This is a genomic window from Vibrio sp. Y42_MX_L11 (assembly GCF_024181785.1).
GTDB lineage: Bacteria > Pseudomonadota > Gammaproteobacteria > Enterobacterales > Vibrionaceae > Vibrio > Vibrio diabolicus.
The window spans coordinates 63,451-87,104 of sequence record NZ_JAMZAP010000015.1; the positions used below are offsets into that span (position 1 = coordinate 63,451).

The 23,654-nt window shown below is 44.4% G+C and carries 21 protein-coding genes; 14 read left to right on the forward strand and 7 right to left on the reverse strand.

Features of this window, described 5'->3' with window-relative positions; all coding sequences use genetic code 11:
* Positions 1–15 precede the first annotated feature (15 nt).
* Both NL643_RS15560 and nspC read left to right on the forward strand, forming a co-directional pair.
* A complete protein-coding gene (locus NL643_RS15560) occupies positions 16–1,260 on the forward strand; it encodes a carboxynorspermidine synthase (RefSeq protein ID WP_005394799.1) in 1,245 nt (414 codons plus the stop codon).
* A 103-nt stretch (positions 1,261–1,363) separates the two neighbouring features.
* Entirely contained in the window at positions 1,364–2,497 is a 1,134-nt protein-coding gene (gene nspC / locus NL643_RS15565) for a carboxynorspermidine decarboxylase (RefSeq protein ID WP_005394797.1), read from the forward strand.
* Positions 2,498–2,575: 78 nt separating this feature from the next.
* On the opposite strand, the gene NL643_RS15570 is transcribed toward nspC, so the two are convergent.
* Both NL643_RS15570 and NL643_RS15575 read right to left on the reverse strand, forming a co-directional pair.
* Positions 2,576–3,088, reverse strand: coding sequence for a glycine cleavage system protein R (locus NL643_RS15570; protein ID WP_005394795.1), 513 nt, complete (start codon positions 3,086–3,088; stop codon positions 2,576–2,578).
* Positions 3,089–3,314: 226 nt separating this feature from the next.
* Positions 3,315–4,217, reverse strand: coding sequence for a DUF3943 domain-containing protein (locus NL643_RS15575; protein WP_074191814.1), 903 nt, complete (start codon positions 4,215–4,217; stop codon positions 3,315–3,317).
* A 193-nt stretch (positions 4,218–4,410) separates the two neighbouring features.
* On the opposite strand from NL643_RS15575, the gene NL643_RS15580 reads away from it, so the two are divergent.
* The gene (locus NL643_RS15580) at positions 4,411–5,643 is read left to right on the forward strand and encodes a CinA family nicotinamide mononucleotide deamidase-related protein (RefSeq protein ID WP_253644768.1); all 1,233 of its coding nucleotides are present in this window, start codon (positions 4,411–4,413) and stop codon (positions 5,641–5,643) included.
* A gap of 95 nt (positions 5,644–5,738) precedes the next feature.
* On the opposite strand, the gene yfaE is transcribed toward NL643_RS15580, so the two are convergent.
* The 4 genes from yfaE to ubiG all read right to left on the reverse strand — a co-directional run bounded on the left by yfaE (position 5,739) and on the right by ubiG (position 10,726).
* A complete protein-coding gene (yfaE, locus tag NL643_RS15585) occupies positions 5,739–6,020 on the reverse strand; it encodes a class I ribonucleotide reductase maintenance protein YfaE (RefSeq protein WP_005376817.1) in 282 nt (93 codons plus the stop codon).
* Positions 6,020–7,153, reverse strand: coding sequence for a class Ia ribonucleoside-diphosphate reductase subunit beta (gene nrdB / locus NL643_RS15590; protein ID WP_005376818.1), 1,134 nt, complete (start codon positions 7,151–7,153; stop codon positions 6,020–6,022). The genes yfaE and nrdB overlap by 1 nt, the downstream gene beginning before the upstream one ends.
* Positions 7,154–7,234: 81 nt before the next feature.
* A complete protein-coding gene (nrdA, locus tag NL643_RS15595; RefSeq protein ID WP_006743144.1) occupies positions 7,235–9,517 on the reverse strand; it encodes a class 1a ribonucleoside-diphosphate reductase subunit alpha in 2,283 nt (760 codons plus the stop codon).
* A gap of 501 nt (positions 9,518–10,018) precedes the next feature.
* Positions 10,019–10,726 (reverse strand): bifunctional 2-polyprenyl-6-hydroxyphenol methylase/3-demethylubiquinol 3-O-methyltransferase UbiG, encoded by a 708-nt coding sequence (gene ubiG, locus NL643_RS15600; protein WP_031780424.1) that lies wholly within the window; start codon positions 10,724–10,726, stop codon positions 10,019–10,021.
* Positions 10,727–11,206: 480 nt separating this feature from the next.
* On the opposite strand from ubiG, the gene gyrA reads away from it, so the two are divergent.
* From gyrA to NL643_RS15615, 3 genes are all read left to right on the forward strand, one after another.
* On the forward strand, positions 11,207–13,927 hold the full coding sequence (gene gyrA / locus NL643_RS15605) for a DNA topoisomerase (ATP-hydrolyzing) subunit A (protein WP_053808907.1): 2,721 nt from the start codon (positions 11,207–11,209) through the stop codon (positions 13,925–13,927).
* Between the two features lie 123 nt (positions 13,928–14,050).
* Positions 14,051–14,674 carry a cytochrome c gene (locus NL643_RS15610; protein WP_046874487.1) on the forward strand — a complete coding sequence of 208 codons (624 nt, stop codon included), beginning with the start codon at positions 14,051–14,053 and terminating at the stop codon, positions 14,672–14,674.
* A gap of 40 nt (positions 14,675–14,714) precedes the next feature.
* The gene (locus NL643_RS15615) at positions 14,715–15,269 is read left to right on the forward strand and encodes a hypothetical protein (protein ID WP_253644769.1); all 555 of its coding nucleotides are present in this window, start codon (positions 14,715–14,717) and stop codon (positions 15,267–15,269) included.
* Between the two features lie 87 nt (positions 15,270–15,356).
* Here the strand turns inward: NL643_RS15615 and nrfA are convergent, their stop codons facing one another.
* Positions 15,357–16,784 carry an ammonia-forming nitrite reductase cytochrome c552 subunit gene (gene nrfA, locus NL643_RS15620; protein WP_253644770.1) on the reverse strand — a complete coding sequence of 476 codons (1,428 nt, stop codon included), beginning with the start codon at positions 16,782–16,784 and terminating at the stop codon, positions 15,357–15,359.
* 449 nt (positions 16,785–17,233) lie between these two features.
* Between nrfA and nrfB the strand changes: the two genes are divergently transcribed.
* The 8 genes from nrfB to ribA all read left to right on the forward strand — a co-directional run bounded on the left by nrfB (position 17,234) and on the right by ribA (position 23,510).
* Positions 17,234–17,836, forward strand: coding sequence for a cytochrome c nitrite reductase pentaheme subunit (gene nrfB / locus NL643_RS15625; RefSeq protein ID WP_012841633.1), 603 nt, complete (start codon positions 17,234–17,236; stop codon positions 17,834–17,836).
* 1 nt (position 17,837) lies between these two features.
* Positions 17,838–18,524, forward strand: coding sequence for a cytochrome c nitrite reductase Fe-S protein (nrfC, locus tag NL643_RS15630; protein ID WP_253644771.1), 687 nt, complete (start codon positions 17,838–17,840; stop codon positions 18,522–18,524).
* A complete protein-coding gene (nrfD, locus tag NL643_RS15635; protein ID WP_006743139.1) occupies positions 18,521–19,492 on the forward strand; it encodes a cytochrome c nitrite reductase subunit NrfD in 972 nt (323 codons plus the stop codon). The genes nrfC and nrfD overlap by 4 nt, the downstream gene beginning before the upstream one ends.
* Positions 19,493–19,501: 9 nt before the next feature.
* Positions 19,502–21,406 carry a heme lyase CcmF/NrfE family subunit gene (locus tag NL643_RS15640; RefSeq protein WP_253644772.1) on the forward strand — a complete coding sequence of 635 codons (1,905 nt, stop codon included), beginning with the start codon at positions 19,502–19,504 and terminating at the stop codon, positions 21,404–21,406.
* Positions 21,384–21,917 carry a DsbE family thiol:disulfide interchange protein gene (locus NL643_RS15645; RefSeq protein ID WP_253644773.1) on the forward strand — a complete coding sequence of 178 codons (534 nt, stop codon included), beginning with the start codon at positions 21,384–21,386 and terminating at the stop codon, positions 21,915–21,917. Before NL643_RS15640 ends, NL643_RS15645 begins: the two co-directional genes overlap by 23 nt.
* Positions 21,904–22,314, forward strand: a complete 411-nt coding sequence (nrfF, locus tag NL643_RS15650; RefSeq protein ID WP_167426425.1) for a heme lyase NrfEFG subunit NrfF — start codon at positions 21,904–21,906, stop codon at positions 22,312–22,314. Before NL643_RS15645 ends, nrfF begins: the two co-directional genes overlap by 14 nt.
* A gap of 146 nt (positions 22,315–22,460) precedes the next feature.
* Positions 22,461–22,637, forward strand: a complete 177-nt coding sequence (locus NL643_RS15655) for a hypothetical protein (protein WP_005394761.1) — start codon at positions 22,461–22,463, stop codon at positions 22,635–22,637.
* 216 nt (positions 22,638–22,853) lie between these two features.
* A complete protein-coding gene (gene ribA / locus NL643_RS15660; protein ID WP_005394759.1) occupies positions 22,854–23,510 on the forward strand; it encodes a GTP cyclohydrolase II in 657 nt (218 codons plus the stop codon).
* The last annotated feature ends 144 nt before the right edge of the window (positions 23,511–23,654 follow it).

The following is a 23,654-nucleotide window of genomic DNA, read 5'->3' on the forward strand; positions in this document are numbered from 1 at the left end:
AGGTAACGGAAAACTATGGCAATTCTACAGATTGGTGCAGGCGGCGTTGGCTGGGTAGTTGCACATAAAGCAGCACAAAACAACGACGTTCTGGGTGATATCACAATCGCATCACGTACCGTAGGTAAGTGTGAGAAAATCATCGAATCGATTCAGAAGAAAAACAATCTGAAAGATTCAACTAAGAAACTAGAAGCTCGTGCGGTAAACGCGGACGACGTAGATTCTTTAGTTGCTTTAATTAAAGAAGTGCAGCCTGACTTAGTGATCAACGCGGGTCCTCCTTGGGTGAACATGTCTATTATGGAAGCATGTTACCAAGCTAAAGTGTCATACCTTGATACATCTGTTGCGGTTGATTTGTGTTCTGAAGGCCAACAAGTACCTCAAGCTTACGATTGGCAGTGGGGCTACCGTGAGAAGTTTGAAGAGGCGGGTATCACAGGTATTCTTGGTGCCGGTTTCGATCCGGGCGTAGTATCGGTGTTTGCTGCATACGCGGTAAAACATCTGTTCGATGAAATCGATACTATCGACGTAATGGATGTAAACGCAGGTGACCACGGTAAGAAGTTCGCAACTAACTTTGACCCAGAAACGAACATGCTTGAGATTCAAGGTGATTCCTTCTACTGGGAAAACGGCGAGTGGAAACAAGTACCTTGTCACTCACGTATGCTTGAGTTTGAATTCCCGAACTGTGGTTCACATAAAGTGTACTCAATGGCGCACGACGAAGTTCGATCTATGCAAGAGTTCATCCCGGCGAAACGCATTGAGTTCTGGATGGGGTTCGGTGACCGTTACCTGAACTATTTCAACGTAATGCGCGATATTGGTCTACTCAGCCCAGACCCACTGACGCTGCACGACGGCACGGTAGTCCAACCTCTACACGTATTGAAAGCGCTACTGCCGGACCCAACATCTCTCGCACCAGGTTACACAGGCTTAACGTGTATCGGTACTTGGGTACAAGGTAAGAAAGACGGTAAAGATCGCAGCGTATTTATCTACAACAACGCAGATCACGAAGTTGCATACGAAGATGTTGAACACCAAGCTATCTCATACACCACTGGCGTACCTGCGATCACCGCGGCTTTGCAGTTTTTCCGTGGTAAGTGGGCAGACAAAGGCGTGTTCAACATGGAGCAGCTAGATCCAGACCCATTCCTAGAAACCATGCCATCGATTGGTCTAGATTGGCATGTTCAAGAACTGGAACCAGGACAACCTGTTATCCATAAATTGAAGTAAGAATTTAGCGACTCTTATTTGTACGTTTAAGCCGATGCACTTGCGTCGGCTTTGTTCGATTTTATAGTGCCTTTGCTAAGGCGAAGGGACGTAAGGTATCAAAATGCAACAAAACGAACTAAAAACGCCATACTTCATGATCAATGAAGACAAGCTGATTGAGAACCTAGAGAAAGCAAAACAGCTAAAAGACATCTCTGGTGTGAAGCTTGTATTAGCACTGAAGTGCTTCTCAACATGGGGTGTATTCGACATCATCAAGCCTTACCTAGACGGAACAACCAGCTCTGGCCCGTTTGAAGTGAAGCTTGGCTACGAAACGTTCGGTGGTGAGACACACGCATACAGTGTGGGTTACAGCGAAGATGACGTTCGCGACGTGGCGGACATCTGTGACAAGATGATCTTTAACTCTCAGTCACAGCTAGCGGCTTATCGTCATATTGTCGAAGGTAAAGCATCGATTGGCTTGCGACTAAACCCAGGTGTGAGCTACGCAGGGCAAGACTTAGCAAACCCAGCTCGTCAATTCTCTCGTCTTGGTGTTCAGGCTGATCACATCAAACCGGAAATTTTTGATGGTATTGATGGCGTAATGTTCCACATGAACTGTGAGAACAAAGACGTGGATGCGTTTATCGGCTTACTCGATGCTATTTCAGAGCAGTTTGGTGAGTACCTAGATAAGCTGGACTGGGTAAGCATGGGTGGCGGCGTTTTCTTCACATGGCCGGGATACGACATCGAGAAGTTGGGTTTAGCGCTTAAAGCATTCTCAGAGAAACACGGCGTACAAATGTATCTAGAGCCGGGTGAAGCGATCATCACTAAGACAACCGATCTTGTTGTAACAGTGGTTGATATTGTGGAGAACGTGAAGAAGACGGCGATTGTCGATTCAGCAACAGAAGCTCACCGTTTGGATACGCTTATCTACAACGAGCCAGCGTCAATTCTTGAAGCATCTGAAAACGGTGAACATGAATACGTGATTGGATCGTGCTCTTGTTTAGCTGGTGACCAGTTTTGCGTGGCGAACTTCGAACAGCCTCTCGAGATCGGACAGCGTCTTCACATTCTAGATAGTGCAGGTTACACCATGGTGAAACTGAACTGGTTTAACGGTCTACGTATGCCTTCGGTTTACTGTGAACGCTCGAATGGTGACATTCAAAAACTGAATGAATTTGACTACTCTGATTTCAAACGTTCACTATCTCAGTGGTCGGTGAAATAAAACGTATTGAGTATTAGAACTACAAAGAGCAGCTGAATTGCTGCTCTTTTTCATTGGAGAAGCGTTAAAGGTATGCAGTTAGCTTTCTACAATTACACGAGTGTCTTCACTCAGAGATTCTAACTCATTAGCCACGTCCTCTATCTCTAGCTCGCTAGGCAATTTAATCGCCATTTTTGCGCTGAATAAGCTGGAGCTTACCCCACCGCCGCCTGCAATGAATACGCGTTGGCAATCCATATCTAGAATTGAAATGCCTTGATTATCGAGAACGTGAGTAATTTCATTCACAATACCTGCTCTATCGTTGGCATCTAAGCGAAGCTGAAAGATGGTGTCTTCACGATGCGAGTGAGGATCCGAGTCAACGAACCTAACCACAAGAGTTTGACATGAAGAGAACGCCTCTTTAACGATGTCGGCATTTTCTCTTGGAAGCTCTACTTTGATGACACCTGCAACTTGATCTTCGATAAAGTTTACTTTGCTTATCAGCCATTTACCGCCATTTTCATGAGTAATTGCTGCGAGTTCTTTGATAGTTGCGGGTGACGCTTGTCCGACAAAATTAACAATAAATACGGTGTTCATAATGTCCCCTCCTGGAATAAGGTTTGGACGCAGTACGAATAAACGTGCTACTTAAGTTATTGGAATAAATCCTTTTATTTAGTGTAGGTGCTAGGAGAGGGTTATGTTTGATGAAAGTCAATTTTTGACACTAATTCGTGAAGCAAATAATTAAAACGATGTTTAGGGCACAAAAAAGCAGCCATCATAAGGCTGCTTTTCTACTGAGTATCAACTCAAGTCAAGGCTAAAATGTTACTTTTAGTTCGACACCGTAAAATTGGCTATCGTAGTTGGCGCCTGCGTCCATTGCGAATTTTGCGACGTCTTGATTACCAAACCAAGGTGATGAATTAAATTGTAGTTCTGCACTACCGCCCCATGCATCGGTTACCCAATAATGGATATGCCCAACAGGGTTTAGGAAGAAGAGTGATACATCACCGACGGTTTCAGAGCCCATGACTTCGCCGCCGTTTGCTACAATATCTTGCTCAGCAGTGAGCATCATTTCGCCAACCACAGCACCAAAGAACGGCGTGATAAAAATATCCTGCCAAGATGGCACTTCTGCAAATGCCTCTACTCCGTACTCCCAAAAGAATGTTGACATGGTTGCGGAGTACAAGAACGACTGAAACTCGTTATAGCCAGCGTGGCGCGCGGCTGTGTAGTAAACGCCGCCAAAATAAGGGTGCATGATGTAGTTGAGGACATGTTCATCACGATCCCAAACAGGCCCGTCAGAGACATTATCTTTCCATTTTTGACCCAGCTTACTCATGTCTCGGTCTTCTTCGTCCCACTTAGTGATGCTTTCTGGAAGGAAAGTCATCATACCAACGGTTGCGATACTCAGGCCAAGAATGGTGTAGGTTTGACCCATGAGGTAATCCCAGTCTTTATCTTGAGGGATAATGAGATGTTTAGGCTGAAGCCCTGCATCAAGATTTAATGAATCATCATTATTCTGTTCAAACATAAGACCGCGATTTTGAGACTCGAAGGTGTACAGAGTCGTCGTTTCGCAGTAACCTGACAAGCAATCAGGTGTGTAAGAAAACTCCGTATGACTGGTCATATCGTACTGACTTGCTTGCGCAAGCGCTGACGAAGTCAAGCAAAGGCCAGTTAGAGTTTTCTTGAACATGGATGATTTTGACACAAAGGTCTCCGAGTTGATGGTGTGATGATCGGGCTCGCAATTATCCCTCAAAACATCAACCATTTAAATACTTGATCCTTATTTAGTCCCAATATATCTCGTCGAGATTCGTCCAAATAAAAAGAAAAATAAGCACTATAACGAATAATAGGATTGTGCTTATGTTCAGGAGTCAGTTGTGAAAATAGCAATGCTTAGTACCGGTGAGGAAGTGCTCCACGGTGATATTGTTGATACTAATGCGGCATGGTTATCTAGCCTGTTTTATCAACATGGATTTGGCTTAACAAAGCGCTCAACGGTTGGTGATAGCCTGTCGAGCTTGGTTGAAGAGTTTTTAATGTTGAGCTTCAACAATGACGTGGTGATCGTGAATGGTGGTTTAGGGCCAACGACCGATGATATGAGTGCGGCCGCCGCAGCGAGAGCTGCTGAGTGTAAACTCGTGCTTTTCAAAGAGTGGTTGCAGCATCTAGAAAGTTTGTATGCTCGACGTGGCATCCCAATGCCAGACAGTAATTTAAAACAAGCCATGCTACCAGAAACGGCTGAGATTCTGGATAACCCGATAGGCACGGCCTGTGGTTTCAAGATGCTGATTAATGATGCCATTTTTTATTTTACGCCGGGTGTGCCAAGTGAATTTAAGCTTATGGCAGAGACGCAAATTTTGCCTGATCTGAGAAGAGCTTTTCCAGAGGTGCAAGGTTCATGTTGTAGTCGAATCTATACGTTTGGCCTTTCCGAATCCGGCATCTCGGACAAGCTTGATCAGCTAAAACTTCCTCAAGGGTATGAGCTTGGTTATCGCTCTTACTTACCTTTTATTGAAGTGAAACTCTTTGGCCCTTCTGACCAGCTTGAACAGCGTTTGAAGTTGGTACAGATGATCAATAAGCATCTTGAAAGCAATACCGTTAGTATTGATTTACCTATGGTTGAAAATGTCGGCCAGCTGTTGGTGGATAAAGAGTTAACCGTGTCGGTTTCCGAAAAAAGCAGTGGTGGATACTTAACTTATTGGTTAAATAGTGATGAAAACGCTGAAAGGCAACTTGGACATGGTTGGGTACTACCAAGCCAGACTCAAGCGATTAGCAACAGCGGAGACCCATTAGCGGAAACGTTTGCTCTGGCAGGAGCGACGCGAGAGAAGTGTGGGACGGATTTATCACTCGTCACTGGCGATATTGAAGAGGGTGTTTTTTCCGTCGCTTTATCGACACCGTCAGGCGAGTGGGGAGCATTATATAAACTCTCGAAAAAGTATCCGCGTAATGACCAAGTTAAAGTGATCAGTACGGCAGCACTAGACTTGTTGCGTCGCTACCTAGAACGTAAACCGATGTTTGCACATTATGCATTTTTAGAGAAAGTTAAAGAGATGCATCTCCCAGGTAGTGCTTTATAACCAGAGACCTATAACAGCCTGAGAGATAAAACACGTAGATACAAAAAAGCCAAGGTAATCACCTTGGCTTTTGCGTTTTATACCGTCGAGTCACGTTATGCGCGCTGCTTTTCTTTCATCGCGTAGTTAACGCCACTGAGTGACAAATCCGATTTTGCTTTACAAATACAAGGTAATATCTCATCACTTTGCGTGTAAGCCATGGCAAAACCAACATACTCCACTTCACCAGATTCCAACTTGCAGCGACAAGCACCACAGTGTCCATCACGACAGTTGTATTCTGGTAGTAAGCCAGCTTGCTCCATTGTTTCCAAAATTGTATTGGAAGGGTTGGATTCAATACTGATGAGTTTGTTGATTTTGAGTGTTGCCATTACAGCTCGAATCCTTCGAAGTCGTCTGCGCGAACTTCATTGTCAATTTGACCCACAAGGTAAGAAGAAATTTCCGCTTCTTGAGGTGCAACTTGAACGTTATCTGAAGACAACCAAGCGTTAATCCACGGGATTGGGTTGGTTGTTGCTTCTGGATAAGCTGCAGGTAGACCTACTGCTTGCATACGGATGTTGGTGATGTATTCAACATATTGGCTTAGGATGTCTTTGTTTAGACCGATCATAGAGCCATCTTTGAATAGATACTCTGCCCACTCTTTTTCTTGCTCAGCCGCTTCTTTGAATAGGTCAAAACAGTCTTGTTTTGCTTCTTCTGCGATTTGCATGAAAGTGAAATCATCCTGACCGTTACGTAGCAGGTTGATCATGTGTTGCGTACCGTTCAGGTGAAGCGCTTCATCACGTGCAATCAGTTTGATGATTTTCGCGTTACCTTCCATTAGTTCGCGTTCTGCGAAAGCGAAAGAACATGCGAAACTTACGTAAAAACGAATCGCTTCTAGAGCGTTCACAGACATCAGACAGATGTACAGTTTCTTCTTAAGGTCGTACAGACTAACCTTAACTGTTTCACCGTTAAGGACATGCTCACCTTCACCGTAGCGATGGTAATCATTCGTCGCTTGAATCAAATCGTCGTAGTAGTGCGCGATGTCTTTTGCACGCTTCAGGATGTGCTCGTTCTCAACGATATCATCAAATACCACAGCAGGGTCGTTCACGATGTTACGAATAATGTGCGTGTAAGAACGAGAGTGAATCGTTTCAGAGAAAGACCAAGTCTCAATCCAAGTCTCTAGTTCCGGCAGAGATACAAGCGGCAGCAGTGCCACGTTAGGGCTACGACCTTGGATAGAGTCTAGAAGCGTTTGGTACTTCAAGTTAGAGATGAAGATGTGCTTCTCGTGATCTGGCAGTTTGTTGTAATCGATACGGTCGCTAGATACGTCTACTTCTTCTGGACGCCAGAAGAAAGAAAGTTGTTTCTCGATAAGCTTTTCGAAAATCTCAAATTTTTGTTGGTCGTAGCGTGCAACGTTTACTGATTGACCTAGGAACATTGGTTCCTTCAATTGGTCATTCTTTTTTTGGTTAAAAGTACTGTAAGCCATAATGCCTCAATTCCTTTTAAACCTCCCCATAAGGGGAGGTTATCGATAGTCTGTCTTTACGGAGTGTTAGGTGCGGGTAGATTAAATCTTACAACCGCCGCCAGCACAATCGTCATCTTGTGGTTGAACAGCGTCTTTCTGTTCATCTTTTGCGCCATCACGAGTGTTATGGTAGTAAAGCGTTTTCACACCAAACTTGTACGCTGTTAGCAGGTCTTGAAGTAGTTTCTTCATTGGTACCTTGCCAGTCTCGTAACGTGACGGGTCGTAGTTAGTATTAGCAGAGATAGCTTGGTCAACAAACTTCTGCATAATACCCACAAGATGTAGGTAACCGTCGTTCGAACCGATGTTCCAAAGCAGTTCATAGTTGTCTTTAAGTTCAGTGAACTCAGGTACAACTTGCTTCAGAATACCGTCTTTCGAAGCTTTTACTGAAACATAACCACGTGGTGGCTCAATACCGTTAGTGGCGTTTGAAATCTGAGAAGAGGTCTCAGAAGGCATTAGCGCAGTCAGTGTTGAGTTACGTAGGCCGTGCTCCATAATTTCTTTACGTAGGCTGTCCCAGTCGTAGTGCAGCGCTTCGTCACAAATTAGGTCGATATCTTTCTTGTACGTATCAATCGGCAGTAAGCCTTTCGCGTAGTTCGTTTCGTCGAATGAAGGGCACTTGCCTTGCTCTTTCGCCAGTTCTACCGATGCTTTTAGTAGGTAGTACTGCATTGCTTCGAACGTACGGTGAGTCAGGCCGTTTGCGCTACCGTCAGAGTATTTCACGCCATGCTTCGCTAAGTAATAAGCGAAGTTGATCACACCAACACCTAGCGTACGACGGTTCATCGTCGATTTGTATGCCGCTGGTAGAGGGTAATCTTGATAATCAAGCAGTGCATCTAGCGCACGAACAACAAGATCAGATAGCTCTTCGAAATCATCTAGAGACTTGATAGCACCAAGGTTGAAGGCAGAAAGCGTACATAGTGCGATCTCGCCCGAGTCATCTTCAACGTTAGTTAATGGCTTCGTTGGCAGTGCGATTTCTAGACATAGGTTCGATTGACGAACTGGCGCTACTTCAGAATCGAATGGGCTGTGAGTATTACAGTGGTCCACGTTCTGAATGTAGATACGACCTGTTGATGCACGCTCTTGCATTAGCAGAGTGAACATTTCAATCGCTTTAACCGTTTCTTTCTTGATTGAAGGATCGTTCTCGTACTTCACGTATAGACGCTCAAACTCTTCTTGGTTTTCGAAGAATGCGTCGTATAGACCTGGTACGTCTGAAGGTGAGAATAGTGTGATGTTGCCACCCTCAACCAAACGTTGGTACATCAGTTTGTTCAGCTGTACACCGTAGTCCATGTGACGAACACGGTTCTCTTCAACACCACGGTTGTTTTTAAGCACCATTAGGGAGCGAGCTTCGCCGTGCCACATTGGGTAGAATACAGTCGCTGCGCCACCACGAACACCACCTTGCGAACAACATTTGACTGCGGTTTGGAAGTATTTGTAGAACGGGATACAGCCAGTGTGGAACGCTTCACCACCGCGAATCTCTGAGCCTAATGCACGGATACGACCAGCGTTGATACCAATACCAGCGCGCTGAGATACGTAACGAACAATCGAGCTTGCTGTTGCGTTGATAGAATCAAGACTGTCGCCACACTCGATCAGAACACATGAGCTGAACTGGCGAGTAGGGGTACGTACGCCAGACATAATTGGCGTAGGTAGAGAAATCTTAAATGTCGATGTCGCATCGTAGAAACGCTTGATGTAATCAAGACGCGTTGCTTTTGGATATTTCGCAAATAGGCACGCTGCTACAAGGATATATAAGAACTGAGCACTTTCGTAAATTTGGCCCGTTACACGGTTTTGTACGAAGTACTTGCCCTCTAGCTGCTTAACTGCCGCGTATGAGAAGTTTAGGTCGCGTTTATGGTCGATGTACGCATCAAGTTCGTCGAGTTCTGCTTTTGTGTAGTCTTCTAGAATATGTTGATCGTACTTACCCATATCGACGAGGCGAGACACGTGATCATGAAGCGTTGGTGGCTCGTATTGGCCATACGCTTTTTTACGCAGATGGAATACCGCTAGGCGAGCAGCTAGGTATTGGTAATCCGGAGTCTCTTCAGAGATCAGGTCTGCCGCAGACTTGATGATTGTCTCGTGAATATCTGTCGTTGTGATGCCGTCGTAAAACTGGATGTGAGCGCGAAGTTCTACTTGAGAAACCGAAACATTATCTAGACCTTCTGCAGCCCAAGTGATAACGCGGTGGATTTTATCCAGATCGATACTTTCTTTACGGCCATCACGCTTGGTGACGGTAAGTTGTTGGTTCATTCTGCTTTATTTCCCTAAGAAAACTGATAAAAGCCGTATTTTTGTTTGTTTATGTGCAATATGAGTAAAGCTTGCGGCGGCTTTGTGATCAAAGTCTATCTATATATTGTCGCTTAAACACAACATATAGGGGTTCATTTGTTTGCGGGTTACAAGATAGTGCTATTACACTGATTTATCAAGGTACAGATCGGGGATGACTTGTGGATAACTGACAAAATGAAAAAAATCAGTAAGTGAACACTAACCGATGAGAAAAGGGCAGACTTGAATGGTTAAAAGCACGGTTTTGAGATCGGTTTAGAAATAACCGCATGCAAAAATATTTTCCTTGATCTTTGGCCGTTTTTATCTACGAAAAATAGGTTGGTTAAAATGGAATCTAGAGCACGAATTTTAGGCATAAAAAGACAAAAAAAGCGGCAACTTTGTGCTACCGCTTTCGATTCATTTTCTACAAAAAATGTCAATCACAAAACGCATTTTTTAACATAACGGCGTTCAGTATTTTTTAGTATGAACGATGTAGTTTACATCTACATTACGGCCGAGTTTGTAACTGTCATTAAGAGGGTTGTAATGCAGGCCTGTAATGCCCATTTCTGTTAGGTCTGTTTGGTCTATCATCTTCATCATTTCGGCAGGCTTGATAAACTTCTCGTGCTCGTGAGTCCCCTCAGGAACAATCTTAAGAAGCTTCTCTGCACCGACAATAGCAAACAAGTATGACTTGATGTTTCTGTTCAAGGTTGAGAAAAACACGTGACCACCAGGTTTTACTAGCGCAGCACAAGAGCGGATAACGGAGAGAGGATCTGGAACGTGTTCAAGCATCTCCATACAAGTCACGACATCGTAAGTCCCTGCGTTTTCTATAGCGTGGTCTTCTATTGTGCTCTGAATGTAGGTCAGTTGAGTACCTGTTTCTAATGCATGTAGTCGCGCGACTTCTAAAGGTTCTTTGCCCATATCAAGTCCAGTCACAATAGCGCCTTCTTTCGCCATGCTTTCAGCAAGAATGCCACCACCACAGCCGACATCAAGTGCGCGCTTGCCAAACAAGCCATTTGCTTTTTCAAGTACATAGTTCAAACGAAGGGGGTTAATTTGATGAAGTGGCTTAAACTCGCCTTCTAAATCCCACCATCGAGAAGCCATGTCCTCAAATTTCTTAATTTCACTTGGGTCGACGTTTTGTGCTTTAGTCATAATTGGTTTTATTGCATTCAATCTGAGTCCTTTAGAGGGCGTCAGTATACCCCAACGTTTTATAACCAAACAACCTCGACGTGCTTAGTGAAGGGACAATGACAGAGTTCACTGGTGCGGCAACAACAGGCTCCTGTAACTTTGAAAGGGCTTGCATGTTTTTGGTTCATCCTTGAACTAGTGCCAGTGACAATACTCTAAAACCGGCATTTTTGACGTTGTGTGGATATATTGGGATTAACGATTTCAACTAAGTTCCATACGTACAGAGTCCGATTTTGCTCAATATTGACCGAAATATAACCACTAATCAGAAAGATATGGGATGAGTGTGCAAATTCTCGACATTTGATTCATAACCAAGCTCACAACCTGATAAAAGGAGAGGGAAAGTGATGCCGAAGTGATGAATTGTGTGTTATATTTTTGCACCTTACACGTATCGTAATTACGATCAGATAATAGAGGGATAATGGCTCTATGAGCGATTTAGCTAAAGAGATCACGCCCGTAAACATTGAAGATGAGCTTAGAGGTTCATATCTAGACTATGCGATGTCAGTCATCGTGGGTCGTGCTCTTCCAGATGTGCGTGATGGCCTAAAACCAGTACACCGCCGCGTTTTATTCGCGATGAACGTACTAGGCAACGATTGGAACAAACCATATAAAAAATCAGCCCGTGTTGTCGGCGACGTAATCGGTAAATATCACCCACACGGTGATAGTGCTGTGTACGACACAATCGTACGTATGGCTCAGCCGTTCTCGCTTCGTTACATGCTGGTCGATGGTCAAGGTAACTTTGGCTCGATCGATGGCGACTCTGCTGCGGCAATGCGTTACACCGAAGTTCGAATGGCAAAAATTGCCCATGAACTATTGGCTGACCTAGACAAAGAAACCGTAGACTACGTACCAAACTACGACGGTACTGAGCAGATCCCAGCGGTTCTTCCAACTAAAATTCCAAACCTATTGGTTAACGGTGCTTCAGGTATCGCAGTAGGTATGGCAACCAACATCCCGCCTCATAACCTTGGCGAAGTGATCGATGGCTGTCTTGCATACATCAATAATGAAGAAATCACTATTGATGAACTAATGGATTACATTCCTGGTCCTGATTTCCCAACGGCGGCGCTGATCAGCGGTCGTAAAGGCATTGTAGACGCGTACAAAACAGGTCGCGGCAAAATCTACATGCGTTCGAAAGCGGACATCGAAGTGGAGAAGAATGGTAAAGAAACCATCATCGTCACTGAGATCCCATACCAGGTAAACAAAGCTCGCTTGATCGAAAAGATCGCTGAGCTAGTTAAAGATAAGAAAGTTGAAGGCATCAGTGCACTGCGCGACGAGTCAGATAAAGACGGTATGCGTATTGTTATTGAATGTAAGCGCGACGCTGTGGGCGAAGTGGTTCTAAACAACCTATACGCTCAGACTCAGTTGCAAACCACTTTCGGTATCAACATGGTGGCCCTAAACAATGGCCAACCACAGCTATTCAACCTGAAAGATATGTTGAAGTGCTTCGTTGATCACCGTCGTGAAGTTGTGACTCGTCGTACTATTTTCGAACTACGTAAAGCGCGTGAACGTGCCCACATCCTTGAAGGTTTAGCGCTAGCGCTTGCCAACATTGATGAAATCATTGAGCTTATCCGTAAGGCGCCAACACCGGCTGAAGCAAAAGCGGGCCTTATTGCTCGTGGTTGGGATTTAGGCAACGTTTCAGCAATGCTAGAGCGTGCAGGTACTGATGCAGCACGCCCTGAGTGGCTAGAGCCTCAATATGGTATCCGCGATGGTCAGTACTTCCTGACTGAGCAACAAGCACAAGCTATCCTAGATCTTCGTCTACACAAACTAACAGGTCTAGAACACGAGAAGATTCTTGGCGAATACAAAACACTTCTAGAAGAAATCGCTGAACTCATGCATATCCTTGCAAGCACTGAGCGTTTGATGGAAGTGATCCGCGAAGAACTTGAAGCCGTTCGCGACGGCTTTGGTGACGCTCGTCGTACAGAAATCACAGCTGCGAGCCATGATATCGACATGGAAGAGCTGATCGCGCGTGAAGACGTTGTGGTTACTCTGTCGCACGGTGGTTACGTTAAGTACCAAGTACTGAGCGACTACGAGTCACAGCGCCGTGGTGGTAAAGGTAAGAGTGCGACCAAGATGAAAGATGAAGACCACATTGAGCGTCTTCTAGTGGCGAATACCCACGATAACATCTTGTGTTTCTCTACTCGCGGTAAAACATACCGTCTGAAAGTTTACCAATTGCCTCTAGCGAGCCGCACTGCTCGTGGTAAGCCAATTGTGAACATCCTTCCACTAGAAGAAGGTGAGCGCATTACCGCGATTCTACGTGTTGATGAATTCTCTGAAGACAAATTCATCTTCATGGCAACAGGTGACGGTACGGTTAAGAAAACGCCGTTGAACCAATTTGCAAATGTTCGTTCAAATGGTCTGATTGCGGTAAACCTACGTGAAGACGATTCGTTAATCGGTGTGGATATCACTAACGGCGAAAACGAAATCATGCTGTTCTCTAAAGCGGGTAAAGTGGTTCGCTTTAAAGAAGCAGAAGAAATTCCAGTACTTGACGAAAATGGTAAGCCAGTTCTTGATGAGAATGGTCAGCCAGAGATCAAGTTTAAAGGTGTTCGTCCTATGGGTCGTACCGCCTCTGGTGTTCGTGGTATGAAACTGGCTGAAAATGACCAAGTTGTATCACTTATCGTTCCTTCGCACGAAGGCGACATCCTAACAGTTACAGAAAACGGTTACGGTAAACGTACAGCGCTGAGTGAGTACCCGACAAAAGGTCGTGGCACTCAAGGTGTCGTTTCTATCAAAGTTTCTGAGCGAAACGGCCCGGTAGTTGGTGCTATCCAGGTTGTTGAAGGTGATGAAATGATGATGATCACCGACGCTGGTACACTAGTACGTACTCGTGTGGGTGAAGTTAGCCAGGTTGGTCGTAACACGCAAGGTGTAACGCTTATCCGTACTGCGGAAGACGAATCTGTTGTTGGTTTGCAACGTATTGAAGAAGTTGATGAAGAAGAGCTGCCTGCTGGTGAAGAAGCAGAAGCGTTAGAGTCAACAGACGAAAATACGCAGCAAGATACTCCAGAAGCGCCAGACGCTGATGATGCAGAGGAAGGTAACGAAGAGTAATCTTTCGTCACTATTCTAATGTGAAAAGCCGAGCCTCAGTTGCTCGGCTTTTTTGTACCTCTATCAACGCAATACAAGCATTAAACCAGTACACTAATACTCAGTTTGTCTAGGGAGCGCGTTATGTCTGTTTGGTTTTTCATTGCCATCACTTTGATGGGATTATTCGTCGTCGTATTATCGCTCAGCGCTTCAAGAGTAAGAGCGACGCAATGGTTCGGTTTTTGTGCTTTGGTACTAGTGTTAACCAGCGCTAGCTTTTTATTGTTGCGTCAATCTCCTCCACAACCTATTCAAGCTGAAGTATCTCGAATGATGACTGCTCGCGATATCATGCAGGAAATTCAAGACCAATTGCGTGAAGACCCAAACAATGCCGAATTGTGGTTTCAGTTAGGGCAGGGCTACCTGCTAGAGGGAGAACTGGATGGCGCGCTGATTTGTTTTGATTACGCCATCCAACTAACTGAGCCAGTCGGTGCCACGCAACTTGCTGCGAAAGCGACGACCTTATACTACATTCACCAGCAATCAATGACGCAAGAAGTCAGTTTGCTTTTGGAGCAAGCCTTGCAGATAGAACCGCACAATGAAGCGGCTTTGTCTTTGATTGCCAACGACCACTTTGTTTCATTCCGCTTTCAGGAAGCCATTGATACTTGGGTGCTATTGCTCGACTCGAACGATCCAAGCTTGGATCGAGTACAAATTATTAACTCGATCAATAAAGCTAAAGAGCTGTTGTAGGCGTAGACTCTAATTAGTAGTAGAAGAAAGGTGGGAACGAATGAAGAATAAAGCGTTCGGAATATTGGTGGTGCTGTGTGGCTCCGTGTTAGTGGGTTGTAGCTCTTCCGAACATTCTGGCACCTCATCTACGGTTTATTACTCTTCCGGTTATTACGACCCTTGGTGGTACGATCATGACGACTACTGGATTTATTACTATCCGGGTTGTTGCGACAACGACGATGAATACAAAGAGAAACTAGAAGAGTGGTGGAATGGCTTGGATGAAGAGCAACAGCAATCCATCAAAGACAAAGTCGAAGATTGGAAAGACGATGATATGTCCGCCAATATCGATAACATGAAGCGACAGCTTGACGATCATTGGCAATCGCTGCCTGACGAGCAAAAGCAGGAGATTCAAACCAAGTGGGAGAACCGCCCCGAGCGCATCGAGCCTACGGCTTTACAAGATAAAGCGGTGAAAGAAAAGGTTCAACAAAGAAAAGCATTGCCGGAAACGAAGATCCAGCGCCCAGTTACACGCCCAAATGTGCAGATGCCTAAAACACGTCCACATATTCAGCCTAGGCTGAGACTTCCTCGTCGCTAATCTGTTTTCCTCTGCCTTCTATCAAACAAAAAGGGCGCAACGTGCGCCCTTCGTTTTATCCATTTAAGCTAGTGTAATCGATACTGATCAGTACGTTGCTTCGCGCTCAGCAGCTGCTTTATCCCATTCTGGTGCCACCGTTTCTAGGAAGTGTTTCTTGTCTGCGTTCATCTTCTCCATATCCATACCTAGTGCTTGTTGCGCTTTTGCTTTGGTCGAGATATCTGGAATTTGAACAGGGTCAGTAATGCCTTTGGTTGCCAGTAAACGAACCAATTTGGTACGGGCGTCAGCAGCGCGATCAACTGCAGTACCTAGCACTTCAAGTGCTACCTCAGGAGCATGCATGTGGACACCGTGAGAAGCAATCGCGTAGTCCCAACGCCATTGTGCATGGCGAATATCTTGTAGGATAGGTTGCATCTCTTCTTCTGTTGCTCCTGCTTCCCATGCTGCACCTGCTTCAAAGTGCGCCGCTACGATTTGCTTCTCGGCGGTTAGCTTCATGTTTAGTACTTGCGCTTTGCGAGTCGAAACGATGCCTTGTAGTTGCTCTTTGGTTTGAGTATGGCATTGCGCACAGGTGTCTTCAAAACGATCAAACGGGTTACCCACTTTGTGGTCGGTGTATACCGTACCGTCTTCTTTGGTTACTTTAGGCATGTGACAGTCCACACACACCACTTTGTTTTTGCCATGAATACCCGCTCTCCAAGTTTCGAAACCTGGGTGTTGCGCCTTAAGCATTGGTGCTTTAGAAACGGCGTGCGTCCAATCTTTAAAGTTCAACGCGTCGTAGTATTTTTCCATATCAGCGACGTTGGTCCCCATGTCCCATGGGAATTTGACTGCTTTAGTCGGACCTGTGAAGTAGTACTCGACATGACATTGAGCGCAGACTGACGCTTGTTTATCTAAGCGAGATTGTTGGTCAAAATTTTTGCCGATGGTGTCAAAAGCACGCTCGACGTATGGGCGAGTCAGTGCCAGTGCGGGTTCGCCTTTCTTGAAGGCTTCAGAACCCGTATTGTGACAGTCGGAACAACCGATAGGGTTGACGATTTCTGAGCCCAAGCGCGCCCATTTACCTTCAAAATAGCCGTCTTCACCGCGCTCTTCAATTACGCGGGCGACATCTGGGCTTTTACAACTCCAACAAGCCATCGGCATTGGCCCGGAGTTTTCGTCTGCTGGTGCGCCGGTTCTGAGGGTTTGCCTCACATCATCAAGCGCGTAAAAGTGACCGCGCGCTTTGTTGTAATCTTTAGCAAAACCATAACCGGCCCACAAGATCACCATGTTTGGGTCTTCACTTAAGGCATCTTCAATATGCTCGCTTTCCGATGTGGCTTTCCAAGAGTGATATTGGTCAGGGTGGTTTTGTTCAAAGGTATCATTGCGAGTCTCTATGAGACCAGTATCTTCTGCCGCCAAAGGAGCACCAACCAAAAATAATTGGCTGGCGAATAAGGTCGCAACCGCGATAGGTGCGCTCATCCAGTGTTTTATGCTCACGGTGTTATCTCCATATTCGTTTTTATTAGCAGCGTTGTGAGGAGCTATTCCAAATAAGAATCGGAGATCTATCGTTAATATTAATAGTGAATTTAATAGATGAAATAGTGACCGAAATTGGCCTTGTTTTAGATCAATTTATGCTAGTGATCTTAATCATGTTTAAGTTCATATACCCCTAAAGTGGTATGTTGTAATCCCCTTTAATCACAGTGTGTTATGGGGGTAACCATTTTAAAAATAAGGTGATTAAGTTCGCTTTTTGAACATGTGATTCTACCTCTTAGGAATTATAGAGGTATTATAAATACAGGTTTAGCGTTGTGGCTTTCCAAAATAAGAATTGATGTCATTTGAAGGTGTAAAAATATCTTCAGAGGAAATTAATTGTTGCTCAAATAATAGTTGATAACAGTTATCAATTATTATCGAGCTAAGGAAAGAAAAATATGGGCAATATAAAATTGACCATAGAGACAATGCTGAAATTTCTCTTCATCTTTGCCATCTATGGTTTTTTCACCGCCGCCCATGCGACTTCTTCAGAGCCAGTTGAAGGTGCTCAAGCTGAGCGTCATCAAGTCGAGTTGATTCGTGACCGAGACTATAAATGTCTTCAATGTCATAAGGATGCTAAAGATACTCTGAATCTATCGCATGATTCGCAAGCGTTATTGAGTCAAGGTAAGCAGCTCAATTGCACTAACTGCCACAGCAACATCGGCCCTGATCACCGTGAAGGCGCACCCGATGTGATTAAGTTTTCTGCTGCGCAATCGAAAGCGGTGCACGACAAAGTGTCCCTTGACCCAAGCTTGATTCTCAAAGCTAATAGCCAGTGTGTGGATTGTCACGCGCCACTTAAGTTAAGAGAAAAGCATTGGACGCACGATGTGCACGCCAAGAATCTCACGTGTTCAAACTGTCATGATGTTCATGCCGCAAAAACCAAAGCTTTGTCTTATGACAGAAAACAGCTGATTAAGCAGTGTGTGGATTGTCACTCTGAATTTGCCGTCGAACCTGAACTTGCCAAAGAAGAGGAGAGATAGCATGAAATGTTCGAGAAGAAGCTTTTTAGCTAGCAGCGGTGCGTTGATTTTAACTACAGGCGTTGCGGGCACTTCCGTTGTTAGCTCCTCTCTTTATGCCAGCAACAGTGAACAAGCGAAGCGCATGGGTATGGTTCATGATGAAAATGCCTGCATTGGCTGTACCGCTTGTACCGATGCTTGTCGCGAAGTAAATAAAGTCCCTGAAGGCGTGACGCGACTTAAAATTCATCGCAGTGAACCGATTGGCGAATTCCCAGATGTGGAATACCAGTTTACTCGCGAATCCTGTCAGCACTGTGATAATCCACCATGTGTCTATGTGTGCCCAACAGGCGCAGCATACAAAGATGAAGCGACGGGCATTGTGGATGTACACAAAGAGAAATGTGTCGGATGTGGTTATTGCTTAGCGGCTTGCCCTTACCAAGTGCGCTTCTTTAATCCAGTCGATCACTCTGCGGATAAATGTAACTTCTGCCGTGACACCAACCTAGCACAAGGTAAGCAGCCAGCTTGCGTGGAATCTTGCCCAACAAAAGCTCTCATTTTTGGTGATTTAAATGATCCAAATAGCGAGGTGAGCAAAGCTATCGAAAGCCATGTTGTCTATCGCGATAAATCGCATTTAGGTACGCAACCTAAACTGTACAAAATTCCGCATAGCAAAGGGGAGGTGTCATCATGAACGGCTTCGAAAGTGCATTCCACTTTGACTCGTTAGTCTGGGATTGGATTATTGCGATTTACTTATTCCTCGCTGGGATGTCAGCAGGTGCGGTGATGATTTCTATCTATTTAAAACGCAAAGTGATTGAAGGTGATCCCGCAAACAATGGCATTATAAAAGCAATGGCTTGGCTAGCGCCATTTGGCATTATTTCTGGCTTAGTGATTTTGATTTTCCACTTAACTAAACCGCTTGAGTTTTGGAAGATCATGATTTACTACAACCCGACTTCCGTGATGTCGATGGGCGTTGTCTTGTTCCAAGTGTACATGCTAGTGCTGTTTGTTTGGATCGGCGTTATCTTCCGCCATCAAATCATCAGCTTTTGTGAAGGGAAGTTACCGAGCAAACTGTTGGATTTTGCCGATGGCATCTTGATTAAAGCAGGGAAAGCCAACAACGCGATTGAGTTGTTCTTGGGCTTTTTAGCGATCGTGCTTGCGGCATACACCGGCTTCTTATTGTCTGCATTGAAGACTTACCCAATGCTAAACAATCCAGTACTGCCAATCTTATTCCTATTCTCTAGTTTGTCATCTGGCGCAGCAGCATGTTTGATGTTCGGCATCTTGGTGTTTAAAGAGTCGACCAGCAGCCCTAGTGTGTCTTGGGTGCACGGATTTGAACGACCAGTGGTATTGTTTGAGCTGTTTGTCTTAGTGACATTCTTTACTGGGCTTATCTTTAGTGGCGGGCAAAATGAAGCCGCGGCTTGGAATGCCATTTCGAGTGGATTCTGGGCTCAGTGGTTCTGGGTTGGGGTGGTGCTCATCGGAATGATCACACCGTTGACACTAAACTGGCTAACGCCTTCAGAAGTTCGTCATAGAGGAAGTTACGTTTTTGCGGTCACAACGTTGAGTTTGGTTGGCGTACTCATGCTGCGTACTTTCATTCTCTATGCTGGTCAAATGACCATCGTGTAAGGAGGCTAAATGGAGGCTGAGCTCGGTTTCTTTTTGTTGATATTGGTGGCTGTCGCATCGACATGTGCGACGCTGCTGCATTGGGTTTGCTTTACGCTGCGGAAGAAGGGAGTGTTGCCACACCAAACCGCAACGTCTCATATTATCAGCTTAGCCTCCTTAGTTTGTTTGGCGCTTTTGATAGTCTGTTTTATTCAGGATAATTTTGCGCTTGAGTATGTGGTTACACACTCGAACAGCCAGTTACCTATCGCGTTTAAGATTGCAGCTGCTTGGGGCGGCCATCAAGGGTCTATGTTGTTTTGGGTGGTTACGTTGAGCTTATGGGCCTCTTTTATTGCTATCAAGTCGCCAGTTTGTACTCAATATACAGGCGATTGCTTGGGTATCATGAACTTACTTATTGCTATTTTCGCTTGGTTTACCCTCACCACGTCCAATCCTTTTGAGTATGCTCAGACGCTAGCGTTGGAGGGGCGAGATCTCAATCCGATGTTGCAAGATATCGGGCTTATTATTCATCCACCGCTGTTGTATTTGGGTTACGTTGGTTATGCCGCGATATTGGCGTTCGCCTTAGCTGCGTTATTAGCGAAACGACCTATAAATGAATGGTATGGTGTTGCCCGTAGTGCCGCTTTCTTTGCTTGGGGTACGCTAACAATTGGAATTTTGATCGGTTCTTGGTGGGCATACAATGAGTTAGGTTGGGGCGGGTGGTGGTTTTGGGACCCGGTAGAAAACGCGTCTTTGCTGCCTTGGTTAATGGGTACCGCACTACTGCATAGCGGTGTGTTGTCGAAGCGTAATAAAGGAGCAATTTGGAGCACCTACGCATTGGCTTTTGCGACGTTCAGTTTGAGTATTCTCGGCACATTTGTGGTGAGATCAGGTGTATTAACCTCAGTACACGCGTTTGCGGTTGATCCAACCAAAGGTGTAGTACTTCTTGCTGTTCTCAGCGTTTTGGTGGTTGTCACCTTTGGTGTGCTTATTGTGCGAGGGCTACATATTCCTCGTTTTACGCTCGATTCGTTAATAAGTCGTGCCTACATGGTATACATCGCTATTGGACTTCTCGTTGTTTGTATGGCGATTGTTTTCCTCGGTACCTTTTACCCAATGCTTTATCAACTGCTTGGCCTGGGTAATATATCCGTTGGGGCACCTTACTTTAACAGCCTCGTTTTTCCCCTTACATTACTTGCTCTGACCTTTCTCGCCTTTATGCCCGTGTTGAAGTGGACGAAAGGAGCCAGTCCTCATGCCGTTAAAACCATTGGGTTTGTCGGTATTCATGTTATTGCGGTTAGCGCTATTTTCGTTTTTGCTACTAAAGAGCTTCATATAACGACTTTGATTACTCTGGTATTAGCGACGTGGGTAGTGGTTTCTCATGTGCTATTGCTGTTTTGTGCAGAAAACAAGAGCAAATTAATGCCTATGTTTCTTGCTCATGTTGGCTTTGCGTTGGCTGCAAGCGGGGCAGTATTTAATAGTGACTATTCGTATGAATACAACTTACGGGTAGAGCCTGGTAGCTCGTATCAAAAAGCGGGTATCACCGTTGATTACCATGGGATTGAATGGTTAGTTGGGCCGAACTACACCGCAGAACAGGGGAGTGTTGATCTTTATTTGGAGAGCGGTAAGGCGCTGAACTTTCAACCCGAGAAACGGCATTACCCTGTGCGCGTGATGAATATGACCGAGCCTGCTATTCGATCACTATGGCATGGAGACTACTACATCACTTTGGGTGACAAGCTCGACAACAGCGCCTACGCAATTAAAGTGCAATATCGGGCGGGTATCTGGTGGATATGGTTTGGTGGCGCTTTAATCGTAATAAGTGCTTTGGGGAGTATGATGAATCTAAGGGGAAAAGGTAATGAGATCGAAAAATACGCTTAAACTGATCGTTCTCATATTGTTAGTTGCGATTTTTGTTGTCACCGCGACAATGGCATTGTCCGATAGACCAAACGTGGAGATACAACAAAATCGTGTGTTATCTATCCCGGATTTTACCGCTTACTCACTTATTTCAGGCAATCGAATCACCGATGCAGTACTAGAAAATCAAGGTTATGTGCTATTGAATGTTTGGGCGTCTTGGTGTGGTGTTTGTAAACAAGAACATGATGATTTGCTCAAATTAGCTCGACAAGGTGTGCCCATCGTTGGCCTTAACTATCGAGATAAAGAGAGCGTGGCTAAACGCTATTTGAGCTCTTCACACAATCCATATACCGAAGTTATATCCGATCCTAATGGGCAACTGGCGGTTGAACTTGGTGTAATAGGAACGCCAGAAACTTACTTAATTGATCAAAATGGCAATGTTTTGATCAAATATAGAGGTAAGTTAACAATAGACAAATGGAACTCGTTATTTTCGGGGTATTTTAATGTCTCACTTTAAATATGCTTACTTCATTATTGTTTTGTTTTCTTTGTGTTCTTCTTGGGTCAAAGCAGAGCAAATTACGCAGCATGTTGATCTGTTTGAATTTCATTCCGTTGAACTGCAACGAAGAGCAACCGCATTAGCCAAGGCTTTACGATGCCCGCAATGTCAAAACCAAAACCTTGTTGAATCTAATGCACAAGCCGCTAAAGATTTAAGATTGAAAGTGTACTCGATGGTAAACGAAGGAAGCACGGATCAAGAGGTAAAAGATTATTTGGTTCAGAGATATGGGAATATCGTTTTGTATCAGCCACCATTTAATTATTCGACAGCAGCGTTGTGGATCTTTCCTCTATTACTTTTGATCTTTTTTATCCTATTTTCGATCAAAATGATAAAGCGTCAATAATGTGACCACTATTCCACTATGGGAAATAAATCGTGCAGATAACAAACAGAATGTTATCATTTTTCCGAATTTATGAAGATTCCAGTATAAAGAAAATCAACGATTTGAGCTGGAGAAGTAATAAAAGAACTAAGTAGGTGCACGCAGTGGATTCAGTTATATTACAGTTAAAAAAAGACTTTTATTCGCAGATTCGTGCATTGCAAACCTCGAAACTGCCTCAAGTTACATCGTCTCTTGCCGTATTAACCGAAGAAGAAATTCAAGAACTCGAAGCGGTATGGATAGAGCTTACTGTTTGGAAACGTAGCCAAACACATTAAATCATCACCCCTACATGCAACTCATTATCAACCCCAGACAAAATTTGTCTGGGGTTTTTTATTGTAGTTTTTCAAAATTGTTATACTATAACAATTCGTCAGCGCGGGGAGTTGTTCTCTTTGGCTGTCTTTAGGGGATAACTGCTCTCAATTGTGATCTCTATATTGAAAAATGCGGTATCAATCCCCATAGTTGAAGAGCAATGAGTGAATCCCATGAATGCAATAACGAAAACGCATCAAGCGCATCAAGCAATAAATCGAGTGAGTATAGATATGGCGGAAGTACGTGCCAGAGTAGATTTTAAAGTCGGGGCTAAAAGTAATATCGATGCTGAAATCCTGTCTTTTCGTGGCCTGAAGACAGATAAAGAGCATGTGGCAGTTATCTTTAGGCAAGCGGATCAAACGCAAGAAACGCCTTTGGTGCGTATGCATTCAGAATGTCTTACTGGTGATGTTTTTCACTCATCCCGTTGTGATTGCGGCGAGCAATTAGAAGAAACCATTCAACGCATGGGCGAATCTGGCGGTATTATTTTGTACCTACGTCAGGAAGGTCGTGGTATTGGTCTATACAACAAGATTGATGCGTACCGTTTGCAAAGCCAAGGTATGAACACCTATGAAGCAAACAACCATTTGGGCTTTGACGATGACCTGCGTGATTTCACTGAAGCAGCGCAAATGCTCGAAGCATTAGGTGTAAGTAAAATTCGCCTTGTGACCAACAACCCTAAGAAAATCCGTGAATTAGCAGAATACGGCATCGAGATTGTTGAGGTTGTCAATACCTCTGCACATATTAAAGATGGTAATGAAAGCTACCTAAAAGCAAAAGTTTCTCATGGTAAGCACAATCTAAAATTCTGATTTTATTTATTAAATTATCAGTTTTGCATGTTAAAAGCCTCACAATGATGAGGCTTTTTTTGTATCTAGAGTTGAAAATAAATTGTAAATTTGTATTATCTCGTGACTAATAGTGCAAATAAGAATAATTAGCACTACGAATAA